Source organism: Mucilaginibacter sp. (genome assembly GCF_028287845.1).
GTDB lineage: Bacteria > Bacteroidota > Bacteroidia > Sphingobacteriales > Sphingobacteriaceae > Mucilaginibacter.
This window is the reverse complement of the sequence record NZ_JAQBOW010000103.1, coordinates 37,945-50,123: the sequence shown is the minus strand read 5'-3', so window position 1 is coordinate 50,123 and position 12,179 is coordinate 37,945. Positions and strand designations below refer to the sequence as shown.

Annotated in this window: 9 protein-coding genes; 8 read left to right on the top strand and 1 reads right to left on the bottom strand. The window is 41.9% G+C overall.

Translation table 11 applies throughout. The features are described 5' to 3' along the window. Positions 1-1,996: NAD-dependent DNA ligase LigA (gene ligA / locus JWP71_RS10235; RefSeq protein ID WP_299499361.1), on the bottom strand; the 1,996-nt coding region annotated here is incomplete at its 3' end. Between the two features lie 139 nt (positions 1,997-2,135). On the opposite strand from ligA, the gene JWP71_RS10230 reads away from it, so the two are divergent. The 8 genes from JWP71_RS10230 to JWP71_RS10195 all read left to right on the top strand — a co-directional run bounded on the left by JWP71_RS10230 (position 2,136) and on the right by JWP71_RS10195 (position 12,085). Then, a complete protein-coding gene (locus JWP71_RS10230; RefSeq protein ID WP_299499358.1) occupies positions 2,136-2,426 on the top strand; it encodes a hypothetical protein in 291 nt (96 codons plus the stop codon). 113 nt (positions 2,427-2,539) lie between these two features. Continuing rightward, positions 2,540-2,842 (top strand): YXWGXW repeat-containing protein, encoded by a 303-nt coding sequence (locus JWP71_RS10225; RefSeq protein ID WP_299499355.1) that lies wholly within the window; start codon positions 2,540-2,542, stop codon positions 2,840-2,842. An 89-nt stretch (positions 2,843-2,931) separates the two neighbouring features. Next, positions 2,932-4,164, top strand: coding sequence for a C4-dicarboxylate transporter DctA (gene dctA, locus JWP71_RS10220; RefSeq protein WP_299499352.1), 1,233 nt, complete (start codon positions 2,932-2,934; stop codon positions 4,162-4,164). Between the two features lie 821 nt (positions 4,165-4,985). Then, positions 4,986-5,864, top strand: coding sequence for a succinate--CoA ligase subunit alpha (sucD, locus tag JWP71_RS10215; protein ID WP_299499350.1), 879 nt, complete (start codon positions 4,986-4,988; stop codon positions 5,862-5,864). 256 nt (positions 5,865-6,120) lie between these two features. Further along, entirely contained in the window at positions 6,121-7,665 is a 1,545-nt protein-coding gene (locus JWP71_RS10210; RefSeq protein WP_299499347.1) for a serine hydrolase domain-containing protein, read from the top strand. 130 nt (positions 7,666-7,795) lie between these two features. After that, complete coding sequence (locus tag JWP71_RS10205) at positions 7,796-8,158, top strand: methionine-R-sulfoxide reductase (protein ID WP_299499345.1); 363 nt, start codon at positions 7,796-7,798, stop codon at positions 8,156-8,158. 412 nt (positions 8,159-8,570) lie between these two features. Next, the gene (locus JWP71_RS10200; protein ID WP_299499342.1) at positions 8,571-9,542 is read left to right on the top strand and encodes a ribonucleoside-diphosphate reductase small subunit; all 972 of its coding nucleotides are present in this window, start codon (positions 8,571-8,573) and stop codon (positions 9,540-9,542) included. 164 nt (positions 9,543-9,706) lie between these two features. Continuing rightward, the gene (locus JWP71_RS10195; protein WP_299499340.1) at positions 9,707-12,085 is read left to right on the top strand and encodes a ribonucleoside-diphosphate reductase subunit alpha; all 2,379 of its coding nucleotides are present in this window, start codon (positions 9,707-9,709) and stop codon (positions 12,083-12,085) included. Positions 12,086-12,179: the final 94 nt, after the last annotated feature.

Sequence of the window (12,179 nt, the reverse complement as noted above, 5' to 3'; positions counted from 1 at the left end):
CCATCAACTCCGCATCACTAATAATAGGGATATTCAGCTTTTGTGCTTTTTCCAGTTTAGCCGGGCCCATGTTATCCCCGGCTACCAGGTAGTTTAGTTTGGCTGATATGCTGCTTAAAATTTTGCCACCATTTTGCTCAATAATATCTTTTAATTCGTCCCTTGATCTTTCAAAAGTGCCGGATATAATGAAAGTCTTTCCTGATAATGCCTCGCTTTGTAGCACCACTTCTTTTTCGTCGCTTACAAACTGTAACCCCTGTGCCTTTAATTGTTTAATTTCTTCGCGATGTTTCTCATTGCCAAAATATTCAATTAAACTATGGGCAATGCGTTCGCCAATTTCTTCGGCAACTATCAGTTCATCAAGCGTGGCGGCCATCAGGTTATCCATGTTTTTAAAATAATGGGTAAGTTTTTTAGCTACTGTTTCGCCAATGTAACGAATGCCCAAGCCAAACAGTACTTTTTCAAAAGGCATTTGCTTAGACTTTTCAATACCTTCCAGCATGTTGCTGATAGATTTTTCGCCAAACCGGCCCATCTGCTTCAACTCATCAGCATGTTCATGCAGTTTATACAGATCGCTTATGTGCCTTATAAATCCTTTCTGATATAAGGTCTCGATAGTTTCATCACCCAGTCCATCAATATTCATGGCTTTACGGCCAATAAAATGCTGCATTTTGCCCGTTATTTGCGGCGGGCAACCCTCATCATTAGGGCAATAAAAAGCAGCCTCACCTTCCTGGCGCTTTAATGGGGTGCTACATGCGGGGCACTCGGTTATATAATCAATGGAGGGTGCCGATGGATCACGTTTCTCTAAATTTACTTCTATAATCTTCGGGATAATTTCGCCGCCTTTTTCTACAAAAACCCAGTCGCCTTCGTGCAGATCCAATCGCAGCATTTCGTTAGCGTTATGCAGGGTGGCACGTTTTACCGTGGTACCCGCCAGCAATACCGGCTTTAAATTGGCAACTGGTGTAACTGCACCGGTACGGCCCACCTGGTAGCTTACGCTTAGCAGTTGGGTTTGTACCTGTTCTGCTTTAAATTTATAAGATATGGCCCAGCGCGGCGATTTGGCGGTAAAGCCCAGCTCTTCCTGCTGGCCAAAATTATTTACTTTAATTACTATGCCGTCAATATCGTAACTTAAGCCAAAGCGTTTTTTATCCCACCCGGTAATAAAGGCTAATACGTCATCTATATTATTACAAAGCTTACTATGCTCATTAACATGAAAGCCCCAGCTTTTAACAGCTTGCAGACTTTCCCAATGCGTTTTAAACAGCGGTTTTTCTGTATATAAAAAATACAAAAAGCAATCCAAAGGGCGCTTGGCAACCTCGCCCGAATCCTGCAGCTTTATAGTACCCGACGCGAAATTACGGGGGTTGGCATAAGGTGGTTCGCCATTTTCTATGCGCTCCCCGTTAAGTCTTTCAAAAGCTTTAAGGTGCATAAATACTTCGCCGCGTATCTCAAACTCATCCGGGTAGTTGCCTTCTTTTAATTGCTTTGGGATGCTTTGTATGGTGCGCACATTGGTAGTTACTTCATCACCTTTTACTCCATCGCCGCGGGTAACGGCACGCGCAAGCTTACCATTTTCGTAGGTTAGGCTCATAGACAAGCCATCAAACTTTAGCTCGCATACATATTCAAAATTATCGCCTATGGCTTTACGTATACGTTGGTCAAAATCAAGCAGCTCCTGCTCATTATAGGTATTACCTAATGATAGCATTGGCCAGCGATGTTTAACCGTATTAAACTCTTTGGTAATAAAACCACCTACCCGCTGCGTTGGCGAATCAGGATCAGCAAATTCAGGAAATTGCTGCTCGATCGCGTTCAGCGCCTCCAGTTTTTTATCAAACTCGAAGTCGGATATGGCAGGCATAGCCAATACATAGTAATTATAGCTATGCTGTTTTAACTCTGCCGATAAGGTTTCTATTTGTTTTTTAGCTTCTGCCGGTGACATGAAGCGAAGATAATAAATTGATTAATGAGGAATGCTTTTTTATTTAAACACCTACCGCTCCACCCATAAATTGAAGTTTCAAATATTTGATTTTTTTGATTTTTTTTTAGATTTGAAACACCAATTATTAAATTATTTTATGAAAAAAACTACTAAATTTTTACTAGCATTAAGTATGCTGTTTGTGCTTGGAATTACAGCAAGTAACGCACAAATGTATGTGTCTAAGATTCCACCTGTCCCTGTAAGAAAAAGGGCTCCCCGGCCTTCGCCTAAATACGTTTGGATAGCACCCGAATGGGAACCGTATAATAAGAACTATTCGGCCGGCTTTTGGGGATTTCCCCCGCGTGCGGGAGCAATATGGATACAGGGGCGTTGGAGTAAAACCCCAAAAGGATACACCTGGATAGGCGGTCATTGGAAATAAATAACAGCACTTCAAAAATTGATTGCTCCGCATGTAATATTTGGGCGATTTTTTGCCCAAAAAATTAAACTTTTTTGTTTGTGTGCTGTCTTTAGTAATATAATACAACCATTATGAAAACACTAAGGAGAATTTTATTTGCATCAGCAGCTGTGGTGCTATTTGCAACAGCAAATAGCAGTGCCCAAGTTGTAGTAAGAACCCGCATGGTACATCATCGTACGGTAACTGTTCGTCCTGCCCGCCCTTCGGCAAACCATGTTTGGATTGAAAGCGAATGGACCCCCAGAGGCAGAACCTATGTTGAACGCCCGGGATATTGGGCCGTAGCCCCACATCGGGGTGGAATGTGGGTATCAGGCCACTGGGCTAATCGCCCACGGGGTTATGTTTGGGTACCGGGACATTGGAGATAATATATCTCATCTAACTAAGATCAAGACTTACGAAATATTTTAACCTCGTAAGTCTTTTTTTTTTGCTGTATAATCGTATTATTGCTATAATGAAACGATTATTTACCAACCTAACCTTCCAGGTACTTATTGCAATTTTGCTGGGCATTATTGTAGGGCTATATTTTAAGCCATTTGCGCCAACGGCGCAGCTCATTAGTAAAGTATTTATCAGCCTGATAACCATGCTTATAGCGCCTATTATTTTCTTCACCATTGTACTGGGCATTGCCGGCATGAGTGATATGAAAAAGGTAGGCAGGGTAGGCGGCAAGGCATTGCTTTACTTTGAGATAGTTACCACGTTTGCCCTAATTATAGGTGTAGCGGTAGCCAACCTAATTAAACCCGGCGAAGGCTTTGTAAGTACCGTTAAGGCCGATACCTCCAAGCTTGCGGTTTACCAAAAGGCTGCGGCAGAGATGCATTGGGGCGATTTTATAGCCCACATTGTACCCGCCAATGCCTTTGATGCTTTTGCCAAAGGCGATATTTTACAGATATTGTTTTTTGCCATACTATTTGGTTACGGCCTAAGCCGCATGGGTAATGGCGGCAAAATAGTTATCGACTTCTTCGAAAAGCTATCTAAAGTGTTCTTTAATATTATGCATATTGTGATGAAAGTTGCCCCGATAGGCGCTTTCGGCGGAATGGCTTATACCATAAGCACCTATGGTATTAAAACCCTGCAACCGCTGGCTTTGCTGATGGCATCTGTTTATATTACCATGATACTCTTTATTTTTGTGGTGCTGAACATTATTTGCCGTATCTATAAATTTAGTTTGTGGCAGTACCTAAAACACATTAAGGAAGAAATACTGATTGTATTGGGTACTTCATCATCAGAATCGGCATTACCGGGTATGATGGAGAAGCTGGAGAAATTTGGCTGCTCGCGGTCGGTAGTTGGTTTGGTTATCCCGGCAGGGTATTCTTTTAATTTAGACGGCACAACTATCTATTTATCCATGTCGGTAATATTTTTGGCGCAGGTATTTCATATCCCGCTATCAATAGAGCAGCAACTGGGCATTATCGGTATATTAATGATCACCAGCAAAGGCGCGGCAGGCGTAACTGGCAGCGGTTTTATTGTGCTAACCTCAACCCTGGCAGCCATCAAAGTTATCCCTGTTGAAGGTGTGGCAATATTATTAGGGGTGGACAGGTTTATGTCGGAAGCGAGGGCCATCACCAATGTAATTGGCAACGGCGTAGCTACTATTGTGATTGCTAAGAGTGAGGGGGAGTTTATTAGTCCGGAGATTAGTGGGTAGTTGTATGTATATATTTTTTTGACAATACTTAAGGCAACCATAATAATAGTAGGGATGGTAATTTTCAACATTTATTTTTGGCCGGGAATTGGGGGAGATAAGGTAAAAATGAAAAAAGCGATTTGGATGTTTGTATCGATATGCCTTTTAATATTTGTAATTACGGGTATTGAGTTTGCAATCGCACTTAATAAATAACCGTCCGTTTGTTTCAAAGTATTTCACTCCTGTATTCCCAGCGTCAACATCCACCCGCTCAATCGCCGCGGGAAGGGCTGTTACTTTTGTCTGTGATACAAAAGTAACCAAAAGATCAAGTCAGCCCAATCGCTGCCACTACACAGGCCAGACTCCCGGCCGCGTGGGCTGACGGGCCACCTCTTCTTTTTGATTGCTCATAATTATCAAGATGTTGGTTCTATCCTAAAGCGTCAGCAAATAAGCTTCGGGCGAAAGCAGGAAAAACTGGTGGCCATGCGCATAGGGAGGGGCATAGCGTCTTTTGCCCGGGGAATGGCCTGTGCGACCTGGAGCAAAATTATGCAGTCCGAGGTTTTACCTGATTTGCAGGGCAAAGGCCTCGTGCGCAAAGAAGCATCTTTGCTGACTTGATTTTTGGTTCTTTTCATCAAGGAAAAGAACAAAGCCTTCCCGCGGCGATTGAGCGGGTGGATGCTGGTATTTGGTGTGCAGAAAGTTGAGAGCAAGAATAACTACCTGTGTTTTGTAAATTTTTCATCATCAAACAAAAAATTCACCCCTCAGACACTTAGGGGGCGAAAAATAATTTTAGCTTTGCGCTACAAAAAGAAATAAGACCAATGAGTGTACTCGTTAATAAAGATTCTAAAGTTATAGTTCAGGGCTTTACAGGTAATGAAGGTACCTACCACGCAGAGCAAATGATAGCTTATGGCACCCAGCTTGTTGGTGGTGTAACACCGGGTAAAGGCGGACAAACACATTTAGACCGCCCGGTATTTAATACCGTTGCCGATGCTGTTAAACAAACAGGCGCCGATGTATCTATCATTTTCGTTCCGCCTGCATTTGCAGCCGACGCGATAATGGAAGCTGCCGAAGCCGGTATAAAAGTTATTGTATGTATTACCGAAGGTATCCCTACAAAGGATATGATACAGGTAAAAGAATATTTAACCGATAAAGATAGTCGCTTAATAGGCCCTAACTGTCCGGGTATTATTACTGCCGATGAGAGCAAGATTGGTATTATGCCGGGCTTCATCTTTAAAAAAGGTAATGTAGGTGTGGTTTCAAAATCGGGCACATTAACTTACGAGGCGGTAGACCAGGTGGTTAAAGCCGGTTTAGGTATTACTACCGCTATTGGTATTGGCGGCGACCCAATTATAGGTACCCCAACCAAAGAAGCGGTTGAGTTGTTAATGAATGATCCGGAAACTCACGGCATTATCATGATAGGCGAGATAGGCGGAGGCATGGAAGCCGAAGCTGCGCATTGGATAAAAGCAAACGGCACTAAACCTGTTGTAGGTTTCATAGCCGGACAGACTGCGCCTCCGGGACGCCGTATGGGCCACGCGGGTGCAATTGTTGGCGGTGCCGACGATACCGCTGCTGCAAAAATGAAAATTATGCGCGAGTGTGGTATCCGTGTTGTAGAATCGCCTGCCGAAATTGGTGCTGCAATGGCCGAGGAATTGGCTAAATTAGCTTAGTTCGAGGTTAAAGGTAAAAGGCGAAAGATAAAAGGTTTGCTTGTAGATATTAAAATCCTGGTCAGTTTGGCCGGGATTTTTTGTTGGTTTGAACCTTGATTTATAAGCTTTAAGAATCTCTCGATTTTGATTAGGTTAATCATGGTAATCCTGAAATCTTACAAATCATGGTTCAAAAAAATTTATTCACTAATTCACTCATCCCATCAATCAATAATTAAATTTTGTATCTTGGAATATCTCAATCGCGTACTTTATGACAGTTAAAAATCTACCTCAACTTATTGCTGCAATTACCTTATCGGTAGTTAGTTTAATAGCGTCCGCACAGTCTTACAAGCCTGCGGTATTTGCGGATGCCGACCGTCTGAAAAAGATAGAATCAACCTATGCTATAATAGATAAACTATATAAAGACTATGCCGAAAAGAACCATTGGCCCGGCATGGCTTATGGTATTGTGGTTGATGGCAAGCTGGTACACAGCGGTGGGATAGGTTATACCGATATTGACGCAAAGATACCGGCAGATGCCAGCTCAGATTTCCGTATTGCTTCCATGACCAAAAGCTTAACAGCCATGGCCATATTAAAGCTTCGTGATGAAGGTAAGTTGAAGCTGGATGATCCGGCTTATCTATATATCCCCGAAATGAAGGGATTGAAATATCTAACCAAAGACGCTACACCCATCACCATAAAAAACTTATTGACCCATACATCCGGCTATCCGGAAGATAATCCATGGGGCGACAGGCAACTGGCTGATAGCGACGACGAATTGATAGCGCTTTACAAAAAAGGTATATCTTTTTCCAACAATCCGGGTTTGGGCTATGAGTATAGTAATTTGGGCTTTGCAACTTTGGGGTACATCATCAAAAAAGTATCAGGCAAAACTTATGAGGATTATATAACCGAATATATTTTAAAACCCCTGGGCATGACCCATACTTATTGGGAATATACCAAAGTGCCTAAAAATAAGCTGGCACACGGCTACCGCTGGCTGGATAATAAATGGGTAGAACAGCCTTTACTGCATGATGGCTCTTACGGCGCTATGGGTGGTTTAATAACTACTATAGAAGACTTTAGTAAATACATGGCTGCGCACCTGGATGCCTGGCCGCCAAGGGATGATGCTGAGACCGGCCCCATAAAACGCAGCTCTATCCGAGAAATGCAATACCCGTGGGACGTAAACGCGCTATCATCAAATGCAAAAACAACAACCGGCAGGCCATGCCCTAATGTTACGGCTTATTGCTATGGTTTACGTTGGGAAAAAGATTGCGATAACCGCATTTACATTGGTCATACCGGCGGTTTGCCGGGCTTTGGCAGCCAGTGGAACATCATGCCCGAATATGGCATCGGAATAGTTTGCTTCGCGAATTTAACCTACGCAAGGGCCGGGGTGCCCAATAATCAGGTGCTGGATACCTTGCTTGCGCTTTCGGGAATAAAAACAAGGCAATTACCGGCTTCTGCTATTTTAGAGCAGCGCAAAAGTGATCTGCTAAAAGTAATTGCCGACTGGAATACCGCAAAAGCCAGTGGCATATTTGCCATGAACTTTTTTATGGATTACTTTCCCGATCAGTTAAAAATTGCCGCCACAGATGCATTTGCTAAAGCAGGTAAAATGGTTAACGTAGGCCCAATAGTGGCCGAAAACCAAATGCGCGGCTACTTTATTATGCAAGGCGAAAAAGCAAACATCCGCGTAGCGTTTACTCTAACACCGGAAACACCGGGGTTGATACAGGAGTATCATTTGGAGGTTGTGAGTAAATAAATAGCGAACATGACACCAATTTTGTTTAGGTCAAACCTGTGTCAACATCCGTTTCAAAACAATCAATCCCCTTAATTTGTCGTATATTGTATGAGTGCGAAACTAATATTTCACTTAATTAATAATTAATATGGAATACAATAATTTAACACCCGATGAAGAATGGGTGATATTGCATAAAGGAACAGAGCGGCCATTTACCGGGTCGTTATTAAATAATAAAGCAGAGGGTTTATACGTTTGCAAAAGATGCGATACGCCATTATATACTTCTGAAACGAAGTTTGAATCGCATTGCGGATGGCCAAGCTTTGATGATGAAATACCGGGCGCTGTTAAACGCGTACCGGATGCGGACGGACGTCGGGTGGAAATTGTTTGCGCTAATTGCGACGCCCACCTGGGGCACGTATTTGAGGGCGAATTTTTAACCCCAAAGAACACCCGCCACTGCGTTAATTCTGTTTCTATGAAATTTGTTCCAAAAGCATAACAAATATTTAGTCTATTAATTTATAATTCGGTAATGCTGTTTTAACAGGCTACTAATCACCAGTTTCTACTCTCCACAAAAATTTTGTTTATAACTTATAGGGGATGTGTAAAACTATCACTAACAATGAAAAATCACAAACCATATCTTTGGATTATAAGTTCTTTAAAGCTATCCAAATTATCGGTGATCCTTGCCTGTAAAAATGGAAAACCATGATGAAATCATGGGCTGATGTACACTGTTAAGTAGTTTAGTAGGGATTAGTGAGGGTGATTGTTTAGAGTAGTTGGAGGTGATAGGAATGTATTTATCATTATTTAACAACAACTACCCGGCGGCATTGTCGGCTAAAATTACCAGTAGCAGGTTTTAAAAACTTTAGAAGTTGAAATATTAAAAATTGTAACACATGGCGGAAGAAACAGAATTATTATTGAAAGAGAACAAGGATCGCTTTGTTATTCTCCCTATTAAATATCCCGCTATTTGGGAGATGTATAAAAAATGTGAAGCAAGTTTTTGGACTGCTGAAGAAATTGATCTTTCCGATGATTTGAAACATTGGGAAAATCTTAACTCAGGCGAAAAGCATTTCGTGTCGCACATTCTTGCATTTTTCGCGGCAAGCGATGGTATTGTGAACGAAAACCTGGCTGTAAATTTTATGAGCGAGGTGCAATTGCCAGAAGCTCGTTGTTTCTACGGTTTCCAGATCATGATGGAGAATATCCACTCTGAAACCTATGCGCTGTTAATTGATACTTACATAAAAGACCCCGCCGAAAAGGATCGTTTGTTTCACGCTATTGATACCGTACCCTGTGTAGGTAAAAAAGCAGAGTGGGCATTACGCTGGATAAACAACGGCACATTTGCAGAACGCTTAATTGCTTTCGCGGCGGTTGAAGGAATATTCTTCTCTGGTAGTTTCTGCTCTATATTCTGGTTAAAGAAACGCGGCTTAATGCCGGGCCTCACCTTTAGCAATGAGCTGATATCCCGCGACGAAGGCATGCACTGCGAATTTGCCTGCTTGTTATACCGTATGCTGGATAATAAATTATCAAAAGAAGCAGCAACGGCTATTATAACAGACGCGGTTGAAATAGAAAAAGAATTTATTAGCGACGCGCTTCCGGTTAGTTTGATTGGTATGAACGCCAAAATGATGAGCCAGTATATTGAGTTTGTTGCCGATAGATGGTTAGGCGAGTTAGGTTATGATAAAGTATATGGCGCAAGCAATCCATTTGATTTTATGGAGATGATATCGCTGCAGGGCAAAACCAACTTTTTCGAAAAGAGGGTAGGCGATTATCAAAAAAGCGGTGTATTAAATAACCAGGAAAATAAATCGTTTTCGTTAGACGAAGATTTCTAGAAAGTATCAAGTAGTGAGTATCAAGTATCAAGATTGATATTACTACGACAGAATAAATAGCTAATGTCTTGATACTTGATACTAGCTGCTAAGTACTAAGAATAATATCCAGTAATAAATAATAACCGGTTGGTATCCAGTACTAACCATTAAATGCCAAAATTATGTATGTAGTAAAAAGAGATGGTAAGCAAGAGTCAGTTAAATTTGACAAAATAACCGCACGTATTGAAAAACTGTGCTATGGTTTAAACCCCTCGCTGGTTGACCCGGTTGATGTGGCGAAAAAGGTTATTGAAGGTTTGTTTGATGGTGTAACCACCTCTGAGCTGGATAACCTTGCAGCCGAAACTGCCGCGTCGTTAACTACGAAACACCCCGATTACGCGTTACTGGCATCGCGTATAGCGGTTTCTAACCTGCATAAAAACACCATCAAATCATTCTCAGAAACCATGCGCCTGTTGTACAACTATGTCGACAGCAAAAACGGAAAAAATGCATCGTTACTGGCTGATGATGTTTGGGAAATAATTGAAAAAAATGCTGAAGAACTGGATAGCAGCATTATATACGATCGTGATTTTGGTTTTGATTACTTCGGCTTTAAAACTTTGGAGAAATCATACCTGTTAAAACTAGATGGTAAAATAGCCGAGCGCCCGCAGCATTTGTATATGCGCGTAGCGGTGGGTATTCATAAAGAAGACATAGCAAGCGCGATAAAAACTTATCACCTGATGAGCGAGCGTTGGTTTACACATGGTACACCTACCTTATTTAATGCAGGTACGCCAAAACCACAAATGTCATCATGCTTTTTGTTAACCATGAAGGATGACAGTATTGATGGTATATATGATACTTTAAAACAAACCGCTAAAATTTCACAAAGCGCCGGTGGTATTGGTTTAAGCATACACAATGTACGTGCAACAGGTTCATATATCAGCGGTACTAATGGTACAAGCAATGGTATTATCCCTATGCTGCGTGTATTTAATGATACCGCCCGTTATGTTGATCAGGGTGGCGGCAAACGTAAAGGAGCTTTCGCTATCTATTTAGAGCCATGGCACGCGGATATATTTGAATTTTTAGACTTGCGTAAAAACCACGGTAAAGAAGAAATGCGCGCCCGCGACTTGTTCTACGCCCTTTGGGTATCCGATTTGTTTATGCAACGGGTTGAGGCTAATGAGGACTGGAGCTTATTCTGCCCGCATGAAGCACCGGGTTTGGCCGATTGCTTTGGTAAAGACTTTGAAAAGCTATATAAAAAATACGAAAAAGAGGGCCGTGCCCGCAAGGTGATAAAAGCACAGGAACTTTGGTTCGCGGTGTTAGATGCCCAGGTAGAAACCGGTACGCCTTATTTGTTATATAAAGATGCAGCTAACAGCAAATCAAATCAGCAAAATTTAGGTACCATCAAAAGTTCAAACTTATGTACCGAGATTTTGGAGTATACTTCTCCTGACGAAATAGCTGTTTGTAACTTGGCATCATTGGCATTGCCACGCTTTGTTATCAATGGCGCTTTTGATCATGAAAAATTATATGAAGTAACCTACCAGGCTACCTTAAACCTGAATAAAGTTATTGATCATAATTATTACCCGGTTGAAGAAGCCCGCTATTCAAACATGAGGCATCGCCCGGTTGGATTGGGTGTACAGGGATTGGCCGACGCGTTCATACTATTACGCATGCCTTTTGAAAGCCCCGAAGCTAAGCAACTCAATATAGATATATTTGAAACTATCTACTTTGCTTCAATGACCGCTTCAAAAGATCTGGCTATAAAAGAAGGACCATACGAAACCTTTAAAGGTTCGCCATTGTCAAAAGGCCTGTTCCAGTTTGATTTGTGGAAAGTAAAACCAACCAGTAACCGTTGGGATTGGGAAAACCTGCGTTTAGATGTAATGAATCATGGTGTACGTAACTCTTTATTGGTTGCACCAATGCCAACTGCATCAACCTCGCAAATATTGGGTAACAACGAGTGTTTTGAGCCTTATACCTCAAACATCTACACCCGCAGAGTATTAAGCGGCGAATTTATTATTGTAAACAAACATTTGCTGCGCGATTTAGTGAACCGTGGCCTATGGGATAACACAATGAAGGATAAGATTATCACCGCAAATGGTTCTATACAGGGTATTGCCGAAATTCCGCAAGAATTGAAAGACTTGTACAAAACCGTTTGGGAGATCAAAATGCGCGATATTATAGATATGGCTGCCGATAGGGGTGCTTATATCTGCCAGTCGCAGTCATTAAACTTGTTCATCAATTCGCCAAACGCATCCAAATTAACTTCAATGCACTTCTACGCATGGAAGAAAGGTTTAAAAACCGGCATGTATTACCTACGTACACAGGCTGCTTCGCAAGCTGTTAAGTTTACCGTAGAGAACCAGGGTGGTAAAAACATGGATCCGGTTATACCAGAGATGGTTGACCAGGTTGCCGACGAAATACCGGCAGGACCAACCTGCTCCATGGAAGAAGGTTGCGTTACCTGCTCCGGATAATTAGTCGATAGTCCATGGTCGATAGACCATAGTTAACATATCAAGACCATAGTTCTTGTCAAAAGAAGAAATTCAAACTGACAATGGCTATGGT